Origin of the sequence: Bradyrhizobium sp. MOS001 (assembly GCF_004634465.1) — a bacterium.
GTDB lineage: Bacteria > Pseudomonadota > Alphaproteobacteria > Rhizobiales > Xanthobacteraceae > Bradyrhizobium > Bradyrhizobium barranii.
Genome location: NZ_SPVJ01000004.1, coordinates 246,442 through 261,834 on the forward strand (window position 1 = coordinate 246,442; position 15,393 = coordinate 261,834).

Below are 15,393 nucleotides of genomic sequence, written 5' to 3' on the forward strand. Positions count from 1 at the left end.
AAAGACGGGGAATGCCCCCGGATATCGCGGCTCAAGGCCGCGTCTCGCGGATAGCCCAAGGCTTGTCCTTCGTGCTACCCTTGCCTTTTAGAGCCGGTTTGAGCACGCGGGGCGCGAAGATGTCCGTGGGCGGTGCCAATATTGCGGATCGTAACATCATAACGGTGCTCGCCGTCGACATGGTGGGTTCAACTCGCCACATCGCGGCTTGCGATCCCGATGAAGCTCAAGCGTTTTTGGACCAGTGGCTGGATCACATCCGCAGCTCCGTGGAGCGTCTCGGGGGACAGATTGTCCACTATGCGGGAGACGGTGGCATTGCCATATTCGGCTGGCCAACCGCATATGAGGATCATGCGGATCGTGCGTGCATCGCAGCCTGGGACATTCAGAGTCATAGCCAGTCGACCGGCCCCAGGGGAGATCCGGTCAACTTTCGCGTCGGACTTCACTCCGGCCTGGTCGGCTTACGCATAGGCGGCAAAAATGCCATCGCCCGCTTCGACGTTGCCGGAGCGACCGTGCACGTTGCTGCCAAGCTGCAGCAGGAAGCGGCGGCAGGCGAGATCAGGGTTAGCGCCGAAACCGCAAAGCTGTGCCGATCGCCACTCGAACTTGCGGCACACAAGACGACTTCGGGAATCGCCGATCGGGTCATCGAGGCCTACACGCTGAATGCCCGGCCGGACGATGTCGATCACAACGAAATCGCCAGCCGCTATCAAAATCCGATCGTGAATCGGGTCGACGAACTTGCGGCGCTTCGGGAGCTCCTCCCGCGCCCGGGCGCCAAAAGCTGCTCCGTCACGCTGCTGGGCGAACCAGGTATCGGCAAGAGCCGCCTTGCGACAGCCGTAATGACCGAGGCACTGACATCCGACGTGAGATGCTGCGTCTTTTATGGCGGCGTACAGAAACGTGCCACCGCATTCGCCGCCGCCCGCACCTTGGTGGGCGACATGCTCGCTGCAAACAGCTCATCTTCGGATGAACATATTCGCGAGGCTCTCGCGGAACTGCACGTCGAGGCAGGCGATCGCAGAAAGCTCGAAGCCCTATTCATCGCCGGAAAAGCGTCCTCTCGCCAACGATTGACCGACAATACGCAAACGCAAATTGCACGTGCACTTGTCAATGCCTTCCTCGCGTTGGCGCTTGATAGACCAACTCTCTTGCTGATCGAAGACCTCCAGTGGATCGATCCGGAAAGCCGCCATTTCCTGAAATTGCTCGCGCGCGCAAGTACTCCACAGCCGCTTTGCATATTGCTGACCGGACGTCCGGAATCATCAGACCAGTCCATGGAGATTGCGGACTCGCTCATTCATCTGCAACCGCTGTCGCGGGCCTGCATGGAGGCTTTGGGACGCCAATTGTGGCCGAAAACTCGATCCCCCACCGTGTTTGCGAGAGCAATCGATCGCGCCGACGGCGTCCCCTTCGTATTGAAGAGTTCTTGCGCTCGGCGGACGCGACGAACGCAACGAGCGAACATTCGCTGCCTCAGAGCGTCGAGTCCGTGATTCATGCGCGGCTGCAACGACTTTCTCCGAAGTTGAAGGCATTCGTGCAGACGCTCAGCCTGCTGGGACAGGAGGTAGAAATCCAATTGGCCACGACGGTGCTCGGCGTGGACGTAGGCGAGCTGCTGACTGCGTTGTTCGAGCTTGCCCGATTTGCTTTTGTTCATCCGCTTGCGGGTAACTCCGTGCGTTTCCGGCATCAGATCATCGCCGAGGCCTGTGCAAACACGATACCGCGTGGCCGGCGCCTGGAAATTCACCAGGCCGCTGTCCAGGCGATCATTCGGCGCTACCCGAATCTGGATGGTCGTTACGAACAGTTGGCCTTTCATGCAGAGGAATCCGGAGATGCTGATGCTGCACTTGGCTATCTCTGGGACGCCGCCGTCGAAGCGCGCCGGAACGCCGCAGCCTCATCGCTCAGTTTGATATACGACCGGGCGATCAAGCTCATCGAGCGTCTTGGGGAAGCCGCCGAAGAAAAATATGTCGACTTCGGTCGAATGAGCTTCGCTTCGATGCTGCAACTCGGCGAATTCAAAAAAGTAAATATGCATTTGCCACGAACGTTGGAGCTGGCGCGGCGCCAAGGCAGGATTGCTCACGTGTGCAGCGTCCAGTCGCAACTCGGGATGGTCTACTGGTTTGAGGGCCGGTATGAAGAAGGGCTGCAAATAACGAGCGAGGGATTGAGAACGGCTCGAGCGCTGAAATCGACCGCACTCATATTTTCAAATCAGACCATCATGGCAAATGTGTTGCACAGCATGGGCCACGTCCATCGCGCGATTGCGGCGATGGACGAACTGAATGAAATGCTCACAGGAGAACTCGAGACTGCCCGTCTCGGGACACCGGCCGGTCCAAAATGCACGGTTTTGGCATTCAGGAGCTGGTTCATGAATGCAACAGGTCAATATGCGGAGGCGCTCGGATTCGCATTGCGTGCATTGGAGATCGCAGTTCGCGAACAGGATTCATATGGGCAAGTGCTCGCCCGCATCACGATGGGACGAAATCTCCTCATGCTCCATCGAAATGACCAGGCTGTCGAATGCTTGTCGATTGCAAGGGAGATCGTCGAACGTAACGGCTACGATGCCAGCAAGGCGAACCTGACCGGAGCAATGGCGACCGCTCTGGCACGAACAGGCCAGGCACATCAGGCCGTCGACCTGATAGACGCTTGTATGGAGAGCGGCACGCATCTGCGGACAGGCCAGATCGAGCTCTGCCTTCTCTATGCGGGTTACTCTGAGGCTCTCGTTCGGGACGGGAAATCCGAACGTGGCCTGAGCGCCCTGGATGCTGCTCTTTCCATCGCCAGGACCATCAGGAATCCATGGCTGATTGTCGAATGTCTTGGTTTGAGGGGGCGACTGCTCGCCGAGGCGAAGCCTGGCACCGCCCGCGTCGCTAAGGATCTCGCCGAGATGCACGCGATTTGCGATCAGTTTGGCATTGTTGCCTGGGACGGATCCCGGCTCGCGGTTTAGCAAGGCCGCTCGTGTCGAGACACACCAGTTCACCGGGCCCGTTTCGTGGGCTCGCCGCGCTTCAACGGGCGCGGCATGCAATCCGGGGCTCCGACCCGGAGCAACGACCTTGACGGGACTTTGCCAAGAAGTACAATCTCGAGCATCGGACGGCTATTTCTGACAGCTCTCGTCGCTACCGGGCGAGCTGCGTCTCGCCGAGCTGCGCATATCTCCACAAATTCTGATTTCGAGAAAATGGGTGGTTCAATTGTAGTTCACGGAGGCTCATGCGATGCGTCGTGTCGCTTTCCTCATTCGCTTTGCGCTGGTCGTCGCCGCAAGTTCGGGAATTGAGACCGCTCTCGGCGATCCGATATATGTCGACCAAGGCCCGACATGGACAGCGGAAGACAGGGCTGACTACTACACGCGCGACCAAGGCTCCCGCTTAATCAACCTCACCTGGTTACGGGCATTGAAAGCGAAGGACGGACAACCGTTCCTCTCGGATGGTCTTACCCGATACGGCTTTCTCCCAAATCCGGACAATAAGGCCAACCTCCCCGTCGGCCTCCACACCACAGGTCCCGCAGAGTCCCCGATGGTCGGGATAACATGCTCCGCGTGCCACACGCGGCAGGTTGAAGTGGAGGGCAAGACTTACCGCATCGATGGCGGTCCGGCCTTTATGGATTTCCAGGAGTTCCTGAGCGACCTGGACAAGGCGGTAGGAGACGTAACCGCCAGCGACACGGCATTCGCTGCATTTGCTGCGGCCGTCTCCCAACCTGCGACACCTTCTGCTGCCGATGTTGCCGCACTACGTCAGAGGGTTGATGCATGGCACCGGCGCGTTCATGCATTCGTGACCGGTACATTGCCGCCAGTTGGTTGGGGCCCCGGACGTCTGGACGCGATCGGGATCATCTTCAACCGCATATCCGGCACCGACGTTGGGCCGCCGCCCGATTTTTTGATCCCGGAGAACATGAAGATTGGCGATGCTCCGGTGCGCTATCCTTTCCTGTGGAATTCACCGATGCAGAACCAGACCGACTGGGCCGGTTTTGTGTTGAATGGAAACCGCGTCTTCGCACTAGCCCGGAACGCGGGACAGGCTCTCGCATTCGGCAACTTCGAACCAAGGCGCTCGTTCGGCCCGTTCTTCAACTATGCCAACTCCATCAACTTCGATGGACTGAAACGACTTGAGGAATTGCTCCTGAAGATGGGCCCGCCAAAATGGCCATCAGATTGGCCTATCGACTCGAAGCTGGCTAAAGACGGTCAAAAAATCTTCGAGAGGCAGTGCAGCAAGGGGTGTCACGAGAAGAAGGAAGTCCGTGCCCTGCGCGACCTGTTTGTTACGACGTGGGTGACGCCGGTTCAGAACGTCGGCACCGACACACGTCAATTCGACGAGCTTGGTTGGAGGGTGAAGACCGGCGCGCTGAAGGGAGCAGGTATCCCGTTGATCGCCAGGCACCTCGAGGAGGAGGATTATGCCGTCCACATGATGTTCAGTGCAGTCGCCGGAGCGATCCTCGACAATAAGCTGTTTTTGGGGAGCGACGTCGGCTCCGGTGACGGCTTTGGCTCCTCGTTGCCTCCCAACGCCCAAAAGGCGCCCTCCACATCCCTCTCTCTGTCACCGGCTCCGGTCAAGGCGTCCATCGCGCCGCCCAGCAGCGCGCAACCTCCGGGCCAGCCAGAAAGCCTGACGATCGAACCGGGGACGCTTCTTGAGCGGACCCTCAACAGAGGCGAGTATGAAGCTCGCGTGCTGGAGGGAATTTGGGCCGCGGCGCCTTACTTGCACAACGGCTCGGTGCCGACATTGGCGGAATTGCTCGTACCGCCTGCGAAGCGTATGTCACAATTCAAAGTTGGCGCGAGATACGACATCAAAAATGTTGGTCTTGACGTCACACAAGAGGGGCCAAATCGTCCGGTCACCGATTGCAATGACCTCAATTCAGGAAACAGCCGATGCGGGCATGACTATGGCACGCGCTTGCGCGACGACGAAAAGAAGGCACTCCTCGAATATTTGAAGACTCTTTGAGAGCCTCGGCTCTCTCTGCACTGGCCAGGATGTAGTCCGCGCAAGCGCTTTGCGCGAAGGACTGCGATCGACTATGTTCCGCGTTTCCCCGAGAGCCCCATCCGGAACATTGTCATGTCCCCTCCTCCTTCAAAACGCTTCCCCGCACCCGCCCTCGACACGCTCCCCGACGACATCCGCACGCGCCTGCTCGCCGTGCAGGAGAAGAGCGGCTTCGTGCCGAACGTGTTCCTGACGCTGGCCTACCGGCCCGACGAGTTCCGCGCGTTCTTCGCCTATCACGACGCGCTGATGGAGAAGGACGGCGGCCTCACCAAGGCCGAGCGCGAGATGATCGTGGTCGCGACCTCGGCGGCCAACCAGTGCCAGTATTGCGTGATCGCGCACGGCGCGATCCTGCGCATTCGCGCCAAGAACCCGCTGATCGCCGACCAGGTCGCTGTGAACTACCGCAAGGCCGACATCACGCCGCGGCAAAAGACGATGCTCGATTTCGCGATGAAGGTCTCGGCCGACGCACAGCGCGTCTCCGAGGAGGACTTCGGGGCGCTTGCACCGCACGGCTTCAGCGACGACGACATCTGGGACATTGCCGCAATCTCCGCCTTCTTCGCGCTGTCCAACCGGCTGGCAAACTTCACCGGCATGAGGCCGAACGAGGAGTTTTACCTGATGGGGCGCTTGCCGAAAAAATGACGGAGCTCGACTGGCCCGAAATCCTTGCTCGTCTCGGTGCCGCGACCGTCGCCGCCGGCGCGATCGGCCTCGACCGCGACCTGCACGGCAAGCCGATCGGGCTGAAGACGCTCGGCATCGTCGGGCTCTCCACGGCGACCGTGGTTCTGCTCGCCCTGCAGCTCGCCGAGCCAACCAGGGTCGCCGATGCCGTCAGCCGCGTCATCCAGGGCATCCTCACCGGCATCGGCTTTCTCGGTGCCGGCGTCATCGTGCATCAAAGCATGGGATTTCGCGTCCGCGGGCTGACCAGCGCCGCCTGCACCTTTCTCGCAGCCTGCATCGGCATCGTCTGCGGCGCCGGACAGTGGAAGATCGTCGCCGTCGCGCTGGCGCTCGCCTTCGTGCTGCTGACGGTGGGCCGCCACATCGAGCGACGGTTGCACCGCGTGCTCGGCGGCAAGGAGGATGCGCACACCGCTGAGACGTCTCCGGACGCGCCGCCGCGGACCTAGCCGGCTGCGCCAGCACGCGGCTCTCACATCCGTCACGTTTTCCGTCGCTGGCTCCAGAAGCTTCCGACGCCGACGATGGCGGTGACGAGCAGAACGGCAACGAAGGTCTGGATGATCGTGAAATTCAGGGCATCGCGCGCGACGAACAGCGCGGTGATGGCACCGGCAACGATGAAGAGAATGCGAAAGATTGCGCTCACGGTGATGCCTCCGGGTCAGCATGACTCGGAGCCACCTGCGCCCTCGACATTCAGGCAACACCGGTTCGGCAATCATGCCGATGGACCATAGCGCCCTGCACCGATACGAATTTGCGGTAGGTCAAGTCGCCTGCGCGCCTCAAAGCGTTGGCGACTGATGCAGGTAACGGCCGTCGAAATCGGCAAGTTCCAAAAATTTCCGCTCGTCCAGCACCGTGACGCGGCCGCGGTGCAGCTCGACGATGCCCTCCTGCCGCAACTGCTTGATCACGCGGTTGGCGTGCACCCCGGTGATTCCCAGGGCTTCGCCGATCTGCTCCTGGGTCAGCGGCATCTCGAAGCTGTTGCCGTCAAGACGCCCGATGACCCGGAGGCGTTCGCGCAGCTCGATCATGACATGGGCAAGCCTTGCGGGCGCGGGACGCTGGCCGACATTGACGATCCATTCGCGAAACATGGCGGCGTCGATCAGCGTATCTCGCCAGAACATCTCGGCGACGCTTGGACTGCGCTGGTGCAATTTCCGCAGCGTTTCGTGACTGATGAAGCCGAGCGTGCACGGTGTCAGCGTCGACAAATCGTGATCCATCACGTGCAGGAACAGGCTCATCAGGTCGGGGATCTCGCCGGGGATGTGGATGGAGAGGATCTGGCGCTTGCCGCTTGCTATCGTCTTGGAACGCGCACAGAAGCCGTCTGCGATCAGGCAGCAATCGGTTGCGCGCTCGCCGTCGCGCACCACGGGCGCCTCCGCCGGATATTGACGAACCGCGATTGGGAGCGCCTCGATCTCCTTCACGTCGTCGTCCGAGATGCCTGAAGATGTACGCAAACGCCTGACAAGCGCAGCACGGATAGTATCGCTAGGCACGCGAGCTAGCTCCGGTTGGTATGAGGTGGGACCTGTATTGCAATCCCTGGCGCCGAAGCGCCGCTGCAATGAAAAACCCGCGATCCACGCCCCCGGTTCCAACAAAAGTTAAGGACGCCACTCGCCTCCCCATGGTTGGCTTCGCGCCGGAAAGGTGCAGCCATGACCAAGAAGCGCAACCGCACGCGACCGGCCCTGTCACTCCAGGAGCGCCTGAACAGGTTCACGCAGGACGCCCGCGCCGCGGCCAAGAAGCTGCCCGCCGGCACCGAACGCCACACACTGTTGCAGAAGGCGCGCGACGGCGAGGCAGCCGCCAAGATCGAACGCCTTCTGTCCTCACCCGGCCCGCAGCACCAGAAGTGATCGTCCCACCGTTGCGTAGCGGCGACTGCGAGGCGCTACGCCGCTAGCGCTGCGCCATCAACTCGAGCGCCGGAGCAAAGCGCTCGGAGAATGTCAGCGTCTTGGCGTGGCGAACTGCAGCAAACGATGCCGAGATTCCTGCTGTGGCGACTGCGAGCAAGGCGATTACGAAAACCAGACGGCGCATTTCGGCCTCCTGTGTGAGCTCGACTACCCCACAGAGATGGGGTGGCTCTGTTTCAGGACGGTTTCATCCCTGCGGAAAATGACTTCGCTCAAGCGGCTGTGATGAGATCCGGCTTCTCGGGCCGCCGCGCCGTAACCAACTAACAATCATCGTCGTTGTCTTGCGACGGTCGCGAGCGTTACCGGGAATTTCACGCCAGCGGCCACGATCATGAATCGCAAGACTGCCGCGATAAGCAGTATTCGCGGGAATGCGGAGTCATCGAGGATTGCTCAAATGAACGTCGTCATCCGGAAGCTCAATGGTCTATGGCACCTCGTCGTCGGCTCGTGCCAGATCCGAACGCCCTTCCTGGCAACCCAGGACCGCGCGCTGGTCGTGAGCTACGCCCGGCGCGTCTACCCCGGCGCCAAGATCTTTCAGCGCGACTGATGCGAGCGGTTGCGCCTAATCGTCATCCGCCGGCCCGCACCAGCCGGGCAGATAGATAGCGTCCTTGGTCTTGGCCGCGGACAGGGCCTTCTCGAGCGCCTTGTCGAAATTGGCATCGACTGCCTTGCGCGTCAGTTTCCGGCGCAGAAAGTCGGCCCACAGGAATTCCGAGAACGGCGTGGTGTCCTTGGCGAAGCCGCCCATGCGGCGGAGCTCGCCGGCAAGACTGCGGAAGGGATCATCCTTGAGATCGACGACCGATTTCGGCAAGTCGCGGAACGGACGCCGCTCGCCCTTGGAATCGTAAGGATAGACCCAGCGCTTGTTGTCCATCACGCCCCAGAAAGCCTCGCGCTCGACCATTCTGAGGTCGCCGACCACGGTCACCAGCACTTCCTTGACGCCCTCGTCGTGCAATGCGCGGCCGAGATGATGATGGTCGATCACGTAGTAGCGCTGGTCCGGTCCGTAGACGACGGGGATCATGTGATTGCCGAGCAGGTCGGCCTGCTTCTTCTTGCCGTGCTCGCGCCAGCGCTTGCGCTTCTCCTTGACCTCGCGCATGCCGACCGTCATCTGCGTCGGCCGGAGCGACAGGATCGGCACCGGATGCACTCTCGGTTCGCGCGCGTTGGTGGTGGTCATGATGAAGGCCCCTCACATGGTTGCAACCGTTGGTCCGGTTCCCCTGATTATGCCACGGGCCCCGCGGTGGCAAAATGCGTTCGATCCGGCCGCGGAGATCACAAGCAGATGTTCACGAGAGCCAGCGATGCATGCTTCGGGGTTGTTGCTGCAACGCAACCTCCGCTTCCTGTCACCGACCTGACAGCCGGCGGCGCGTTCGCTCGCGAGCCGCTCCGGAAATATGCCATGCAAGATAGTGCGAAAGCGCAATGCACGTGCGCGTTGAGAAGATTTTCTGCAAGGCATTCACGACGTATGCTATCTAAAAACCGCTGCTTCGGAGTGATCCCCTCACCATGAAAACACAGCGGCCCATCAGCTCGGATGACGAGCACCGGGTGCTCCAGTTCAGGCCGCGCAACGCGTCTCCCCCGCCGGTCCAACGGGGCAGCGGTACCGTCCAGCCGCTGCGCGTCGCGCCCGAGCCGCTCGACCTGTCGCGCTACGAGAAGCCCCGCCCGGAACCGGACAATTTCCGCCACCGCATGCTCGCCAATATTGCGGCGCTCGCCTTCACCATCGCGCTGACCGCAATCGGGATCTGGCTCGCGGTGAGCATTGCCGACCTGCGCCGCACCCAGGATTGCGTGCTGATGGGCCGCCGCGACTGCGCCAAGATCACGACGCCCCATATCTAGGCACCCCCCGGGTGAAAAGGCCGCCGACGGCATCCCCAGCCCTGTCGCCGGGGCCGCCCGGCTCCATTGAACTCAGGGCGGCGCTCCGATATACGGGCTTTCGACCCGGCCAGAGGGGGGGTTGAGGGCGTCATCGGGGCGCGATGCCCACCCACCGTTCCACTCTGGAACCTCAGACAAATATCAGCAATATATCAAAGGCTTAGTGATGTCCTCCACATTCGATCAGGTCGCTACGATCATCGCTGAAACCTGCGACATCCCGCGCGACACGATCACGCCGGATAGCCACGCCATCGATGACCTCGGCATCGACAGCCTCGATTTCCTGGACATCGCGTTCGCAATCGACAAGCAGTTCGGCATCAAGCTGCCGCTGGAAAAGTGGACCCAGGAGGTCAACGACGGCAAGGCGACCACCGAGCAGTATTTCGTGCTGAAAAATCTGTGCGCCCGCATCGACGAACTGGTTGCGGCCAAGGGCGCGAGCGCCTAAGCGCGCGGTCATGCAACTCGAATACTTCCACATGATTGATCGCGTCGTCGACCTGAACGTCGACGCGAAGACGATTGTCGTCGAAGCCCTGGTCCCCAAGGAGAGCACGATCTTCGAGGGGCATTTCCCGGGCTATCCCCTGATGCCCGGCGTGCTCCTGATCGAATCGATGGCCCAGGCTTCGGGCTGGCTTCAGCTCGGCGTGCTCAAGTTCGAGCGCATGCCGATTCTGGCCGCCGTCAAGGAGGCCAAGGTCCGCGGCTCGGTCTTCCCCGGCGATCTCATGACCATCGAGGCGACCCTGTCGCATCAGGGCTCGGGCTATGCGGTGACCGAGGCCAAGATCAAGGTCGGCGGTAAGCTGCGCGCGAATTCGACGCTCACCTTCACGCAGATCCCCTTCCCCAATGCGGATATGCGCGGCTTCATGGACGCGGTCGCCAAACGCGTCGGCTTCCCGCAACAGGCCGGATCGCCATGACTGACACTGCTTTGAAGCCCGGCCAGACGGAAGTCTGGATCACCGGCATTGGCCTTGCCACCTCGCTCGGCGAAGGCCTGGACGCCAACTGGGCCGCGCTTCAGGACAAGCGCATCAATGTCGACGAGAAGGGCTTTGCGCCCTGCATCGTGCATCCCCTGATGCCGGTTAGCTTCGACAGCCAGATCCCGAAGAAGGGCGACCAGCGCCAGATGGAAGCCTGGCAGCGCATCGGCACCTACGCCGCGGGCCTGGCGCTCGATTCCGCCGGGATCAAGGGCAACAAGGACATCCTGTCGAAGATCGACATGGTGGTGGCCGCCGGCGGCGGCGAGCGCGACCTCAATGTCGACTCCGGCGTGCTCACGGCCGAGGTCAAGGGCGCCAATGCGCCCGGCTTCCTCAACGAACGGCTGATGAGCGATCTCAGGCCGACGCTGTTCCTGGCCCAGCTCTCGAACCTGCTCGCCGGCAACATCGCCATCGTGCACGGTCTCGGCGGCACCTCGCGCACTTTCATGGGCGAAGAGGTCGCGGGTGCCGATGCGGCGCGCATTGCGCTCGCGCGCATCGCCTCGGGCGAGAGCGACATCGCGCTGATCGGCGGCTCCCACAATGGCGAGCGCAAAGACCTGATGGTCCTCTACGAATTCGGCGACTTCAACCTGAAAGACAAGTTTGCTCCGGTGTGGGCGCGCAAGGATCACCCCGGTTTCGCGTTGGGATCTGCCGGCGCGTTCCTGGTGCTGGAATCGAAGGCGCACGCGGAAGCGCGCGGCGCAAAGCCGTTCGCAAAGCTGTCGAGCGTCGTTGCCGACCTCGCCCGGCGCAAGCAACCCGGCGACACGGCCGCGACGCTGGAGAAGCTTTGGGAAAAGCTGCCCAGGCGCGAGGGCAAGGGCGCGATCATATCGGGCGCGACCGGCGCGGAGCCCGCGACGTCAGAGGAGCGCGGCTTCCTGAAGGGCCATGCTGACTTCCCGGTGCGTTCGACCGGCACGATGTTCGGCCACGCCATGGAAACGCAATTCCCGCTTGGCATCGCGCTCGCGGCGCTGTCGATCTCGCGCGGTGCGCTGTTCCCGCCGAACGATTCCACCGGGACCGAGATTGAAATGCAGGGCGCGCCCACCCAGATTGTGGTGGTGGGGGCCGGACACTGGCGCGGCGAGGGCATGGCTCTGGTCGAGGCCGTAAGCTGAAGCGCGTCGCGCTTTGGCGGATGCTCTAGCTCAATCGGGGGATCGACATGACTGCACCACGCGACAAACTCGGGCGTCCCGTCGTCGTCGTCACCGGCATGGGCATCATGACCTCGCTCGGCAACGGCAAGGCCGACAATTGGGCGAAGCTCGTGGCCGGCGAATCCGGCATCCGCACCATCACGCGCTTTCCGGTCGACGGCCTGAGGACGACGATGGCCGGCACGGTCGATTTCGTCAGCGTCGATCCGTTCTCCTCCACCGGCCTGTCCGAGCGGATGGCTGAGCTCGTCACGCAGGAAGCGCTCGCGCAGGCCGGCATCGGCGCCAAGGCCGATTTCCCCGGTCCGCTCTTCCTTGCGGTTGCACCGGTCGAAGTCGAGTGGCCGCAGCGCCGTGAGCTCGGCCGTGCCGTCGGCGCGCAGGATATCACCTATGACGATCTGCTGCGCATCTCCGGCGGCGGCAAGTACAGCGCCTATCACCACCGCTTCATGTTCGGCTCGGTAGCAGCTTATCTCGCCGAGACCTTCGGCACCAAGGGCTCGCCGATCTCGCTGTCGACGGCCTGCGCCTCGGGCGCGACCTCGATCCAGCTCGGCGTCGAGGCGATCCGCCGCGGCGAGACCGATGCCGCGCTGTGCGTGGCAACCGACGGCACCGTGAACCCCGAAGCTCTCGTGCGGTTCTCGCTGCTCTCGGCGCTGTCGACCCAGAACGATCCGCCGCAGGCGGCCTCCCGCCCCTTCTCCAAGAACCGCGACGGTTTTGTCATGGCCGAAGGCGCCGGCGCCCTCGTGCTGGAAAGCTACGAAGCAGCGACCGCGCGCGGCGCAAAAATCCTCGGCGTGATCGCCGGCTGCGGCGAGCTCACCGATTCCTTCCACCGCACCCGCTCTTCGCCTGATGGCAAGCCGATCATCGGCTGCATGAACAAGACGCTGGCCGATGCCGGCATGACGCCGGACCAGATCGACCACATCAACGCGCACGGCACCGCGACGCCCGAGAACGACAAGATGGAGTTCAACACGACATCGGCCGTGTTCGGCGATCTCGCGCAGAAGATCCCGGTGACCTCCAACAAGTCGATGGTCGGCCACACCATCTCGGCCGCGGGCGCGGTCGAAGCGATCTTCTCGCTGCTCACCCTCGAGCATCAGCGCATTCCGCCGACGATCAACTACGACAATCCGGATCCCACGATCCTGTTCGACGTCGTCGGCAACAAGGCGCGCGATGCCCGCGTCACCGCGGTCATGTCGAACTCGTTCGGCTTCGGCGGCCAGAACGCCTCGCTGATCCTGACCCGCGAACCGGCCTGACCGGACGCATGGCGCTGTTACCTGCGAGCATCAAGGCCCGCGCGCGGGAGGCTGCCAAGTCGCTCGGCGGAAGCCTGATCGGGGCCACCACCGTCGGCATGCTGCGCACCACGCGCTATTTCGATCCGGCCAAGACCTCGGACTTCTTCTCCCGCGTGGTGAAGACGATCGGCCCGCGCCTGCGCGAGCACCGCATCGGCCGCGCCAACCTCACCGCGGCATTTCCGGAGAAGTCGCCGGAAGAAATCGAAACCATCCTGATGGGCGTGTGGGACAATCTCGGCCGCGTCGGTGCCGAATTCGCCCATATGGACCAAGTCTGGGATTACGACCGCGATCATCCGGAAAAGAGCCGGATCGAACTGCCCCAGCGCAGCATCGAGCTGTTCGACCAGATCCGCGACGACGGCAAGCCAGCGCTGATCTTTGCAGCCCATCTCGCCAACTGGGAACTGCCGGCGCTCGCCGCCGTCGCGCATGGGCTGGACACTGCGATCCTCTATCGCCGGCCGAACATCGCCTCTGCCGACCGCATCATCCAGGAGATGCGCCAGGTCAACATGGGCACGCTGATCCCCGCGGGGCGCGATGCGCCGCTGCGGCTCGCGCAGGCGCTGAAGGACGGCAAGCACGTCGCCATGCTGATCGACCAGTACCTGACCGGCGGCGTCGAGGTCACCTTCTTCGGCCGCAAGACCCGCGCCAACCCGATGCTGGCCCGCCTGCTCCGCCAGGTCGAATGCCCGATCCACGGCGTCCGCATCATCCGCCTGCCCGGCAACCGTTTCCGCGGCGAGCTGACCGAGGAGATCAAGCCGGTGCGCGACGCCGACGGCAAGATCGACATCCAGGGCACGACGCAGGCGATCACGAGCGTGGTGGAAAGCTGGGTGCGCGAGCATCCCGAGCAGTGGCTGTGGCTGCACAGAAGGTGGCGGTAGCGAGCCGTCAAACGGCTATCGCGGTTACCTATTCCTCATCCTGAGGAGCGCGGAACGCGCGTCTTGAAGGATGACGGCCCGGCCGGTGGCCTCGCCCTTCGAGACGCGCGCGAAGAGCGCGCTCCTCAGGGTGAGGGTCTGGCCTTCTCTCTGCCGAAAGACTTCGTCCCAAACAAAAAGGCCCCGGCGCATGACCGGGGCCTTCGCGTTCAAGCTCTCGAACCGTTCAGTACTTCGCGACCACCGGTCCACCGAACGTGTAGTTCACGCGCACCGTGCCGATGTCGATGTCCTGGCTGATGCGGTGGGTGCTTGGCGGCGCGGCGAAGGGGGCAATGGTGTTCGTGGTCACGTCCCGGCTGCCCATGAACAGATGATCGTATTCGACAGCGACAGACCAGCCCGGCGCGAAGCCGAACTCGATTCCCGCTCCCACGGTCCCTCCCCAACGCGTCTCGGAGCCGACGGCACCGGTCTGGCCGGCGACGACGGCGAAGAACGGCGCGAGAGCGGCCGCGCCGGCCGGCGTCACCGTGAGCGAGTATTTGTCGTGAACGACGGCCGCACCGCCCTTGGCATAGAGCAGCACGTTGTTGAAGGCGTATCCGACCTGCCCCGTGAACAGGCCGAAGGCGTCGACCTTGGTGACGTCGTTGAGGAGAGAGGTGGTACCAAAGACGGCATACTGGCTCGCGTTGCTGCCCCTAAAATCGGCCCAGTTGCCCTGCGCCTCCAGGCCGAACACCCAGTTGGTCGCCTGCCAGCGATAGCCGATCTGTCCACCGACGGTGGCGCCTGTCGCGTTGTGGCACCCCTCGGGAACTGACGGCACGATCGGGAAGCCGGAATCGTTGAAGATGTCCCAGCAAGTGTGCGCAGAACCGCCGCCACCGTTGATACCGAGATAGAGACCGCCCCAATTGTAGACCGGCACCACGACAGGAGCCTTGGTGTAACGCGGGGCCATGTCAGCCGCCGACGCAGCGGTGACGAACAGCAACGAGCCAGCCGCAGCCAGAACAACTTTCTTCATTGGGGCAATTCCTATGAGCGAATATATTCCGGTTCCATACACCGGAACCGCGCCGGACGCTGTCACCCCAAGGACACATCCGGATACCATCGCAACGACTTCAGGTTGTGTGCGCGATCTGAGAAGGCCGGCAACGGATCAGCGCCGCGCGCGCTGCTTCAGGTCATTGCGTCCGCGCGTCAAAGGCGTCATCGCGACTTAAGCACCGCCACCGCCGGCGACCCGCAGGTGACGCTTCTACTGTGCATGGGGTTGTTTTGCAGATTTTGGCTTCCGGG

18 protein-coding genes are annotated in these 15,393 nt (G+C 62.6%); 13 read left to right on the forward strand and 5 right to left on the reverse strand.

Annotated features, from left to right (window positions below; genetic code table 11):
* Positions 1-125 precede the first annotated feature (125 nt).
* From CT676_RS08870 to CT676_RS08890, 5 genes are all read left to right on the forward strand, one after another.
* Positions 126-1,523: an AAA family ATPase gene (locus tag CT676_RS08870; protein WP_167767996.1), complete on the forward strand. Its 1,398-nt coding sequence runs from the start codon at positions 126-128 to the stop codon at positions 1,521-1,523.
* Positions 1,457-3,019 carry a tetratricopeptide repeat protein gene (locus CT676_RS08875; RefSeq protein ID WP_135214409.1) on the forward strand — a complete coding sequence of 521 codons (1,563 nt, stop codon included), beginning with the start codon at positions 1,457-1,459 and terminating at the stop codon, positions 3,017-3,019. Before CT676_RS08870 ends, CT676_RS08875 begins: the two co-directional genes overlap by 67 nt.
* A 274-nt stretch (positions 3,020-3,293) precedes the next feature.
* Entirely contained in the window at positions 3,294-5,066 is a 1,773-nt protein-coding gene (locus tag CT676_RS08880; protein WP_244623120.1) for a di-heme-cytochrome C peroxidase, read from the forward strand.
* Positions 5,067-5,180: 114 nt separating this feature from the next.
* Positions 5,181-5,762, forward strand: coding sequence for a peroxidase-related enzyme (locus CT676_RS08885; protein WP_135214410.1), 582 nt, complete (start codon positions 5,181-5,183; stop codon positions 5,760-5,762).
* Entirely contained in the window at positions 5,759-6,256 is a 498-nt protein-coding gene (locus CT676_RS08890; RefSeq protein ID WP_085404815.1) for an MgtC/SapB family protein, read from the forward strand. The genes CT676_RS08885 and CT676_RS08890 overlap by 4 nt, the downstream gene beginning before the upstream one ends.
* 32 nt (positions 6,257-6,288) lie before the next feature.
* Here the strand turns inward: CT676_RS08890 and CT676_RS43920 are convergent, their stop codons facing one another.
* Positions 6,289-6,456, reverse strand: a complete 168-nt coding sequence (locus tag CT676_RS43920; RefSeq protein ID WP_166094532.1) for a hypothetical protein — start codon at positions 6,454-6,456, stop codon at positions 6,289-6,291.
* 139 nt (positions 6,457-6,595) lie between these two features.
* Positions 6,596-7,327, reverse strand: a complete 732-nt coding sequence (locus tag CT676_RS08895; protein ID WP_085404816.1) for a Crp/Fnr family transcriptional regulator — start codon at positions 7,325-7,327, stop codon at positions 6,596-6,598.
* 162 nt (positions 7,328-7,489) lie between these two features.
* Here CT676_RS08895 and CT676_RS08900 point away from each other — a divergent pair, with 162 nt between their 5' ends.
* Positions 7,490-7,693, forward strand: a complete 204-nt coding sequence (locus tag CT676_RS08900) for a hypothetical protein (RefSeq protein WP_135214411.1) — start codon at positions 7,490-7,492, stop codon at positions 7,691-7,693.
* A 43-nt stretch (positions 7,694-7,736) separates the two neighbouring features.
* On the opposite strand, the gene CT676_RS43925 is transcribed toward CT676_RS08900, so the two are convergent.
* Positions 7,737-7,880, reverse strand: coding sequence for a hypothetical protein (locus tag CT676_RS43925; RefSeq protein WP_166094525.1), 144 nt, complete (start codon positions 7,878-7,880; stop codon positions 7,737-7,739).
* A gap of 276 nt (positions 7,881-8,156) precedes the next feature.
* Here CT676_RS43925 and CT676_RS43930 point away from each other — a divergent pair, with 276 nt between their 5' ends.
* Positions 8,157-8,312, forward strand: coding sequence for a hypothetical protein (locus CT676_RS43930; protein ID WP_166352319.1), 156 nt, complete (start codon positions 8,157-8,159; stop codon positions 8,310-8,312).
* A 15-nt stretch (positions 8,313-8,327) separates the two neighbouring features.
* Here CT676_RS43930 and CT676_RS08905 read toward each other — a convergent pair whose 3' ends face one another.
* The gene (locus CT676_RS08905; protein WP_085404818.1) at positions 8,328-8,957 is read right to left on the reverse strand and encodes a ParB-like protein; all 630 of its coding nucleotides are present in this window, start codon (positions 8,955-8,957) and stop codon (positions 8,328-8,330) included.
* A 338-nt stretch (positions 8,958-9,295) separates the two neighbouring features.
* Here CT676_RS08905 and CT676_RS08910 point away from each other — a divergent pair, with 338 nt between their 5' ends.
* From CT676_RS08910 to CT676_RS08935, 6 genes are all read left to right on the forward strand, one after another.
* Entirely contained in the window at positions 9,296-9,637 is a 342-nt protein-coding gene (locus tag CT676_RS08910) for a hypothetical protein (RefSeq protein ID WP_063983965.1), read from the forward strand.
* Between the two features lie 208 nt (positions 9,638-9,845).
* On the forward strand, positions 9,846-10,133 hold the full coding sequence (locus CT676_RS08915) for an acyl carrier protein (RefSeq protein WP_007592476.1): 288 nt from the start codon (positions 9,846-9,848) through the stop codon (positions 10,131-10,133).
* Positions 10,134-10,143: 10 nt separating this feature from the next.
* Positions 10,144-10,614: a 3-hydroxyacyl-ACP dehydratase FabZ family protein gene (locus CT676_RS08920; RefSeq protein ID WP_063983966.1), complete on the forward strand. Its 471-nt coding sequence runs from the start codon at positions 10,144-10,146 to the stop codon at positions 10,612-10,614.
* Positions 10,611-11,816 (forward strand): beta-ketoacyl-ACP synthase, encoded by a 1,206-nt coding sequence (locus CT676_RS08925; protein ID WP_085404820.1) that lies wholly within the window; start codon positions 10,611-10,613, stop codon positions 11,814-11,816. The genes CT676_RS08920 and CT676_RS08925 overlap by 4 nt, the downstream gene beginning before the upstream one ends.
* Before the next feature lie 47 nt (positions 11,817-11,863).
* On the forward strand, positions 11,864-13,141 hold the full coding sequence (locus tag CT676_RS08930) for a beta-ketoacyl-ACP synthase (RefSeq protein ID WP_063983968.1): 1,278 nt from the start codon (positions 11,864-11,866) through the stop codon (positions 13,139-13,141).
* 8 nt (positions 13,142-13,149) lie between these two features.
* Complete coding sequence (locus CT676_RS08935; protein WP_085404821.1) at positions 13,150-14,082, forward strand: lipid A biosynthesis lauroyl acyltransferase; 933 nt, start codon at positions 13,150-13,152, stop codon at positions 14,080-14,082.
* Between the two features lie 226 nt (positions 14,083-14,308).
* Here the strand turns inward: CT676_RS08935 and CT676_RS08940 are convergent, their stop codons facing one another.
* On the reverse strand, positions 14,309-15,115 hold the full coding sequence (locus CT676_RS08940; RefSeq protein ID WP_085404822.1) for an outer membrane beta-barrel protein: 807 nt from the start codon (positions 15,113-15,115) through the stop codon (positions 14,309-14,311).
* Positions 15,116-15,393: the final 278 nt, after the last annotated feature.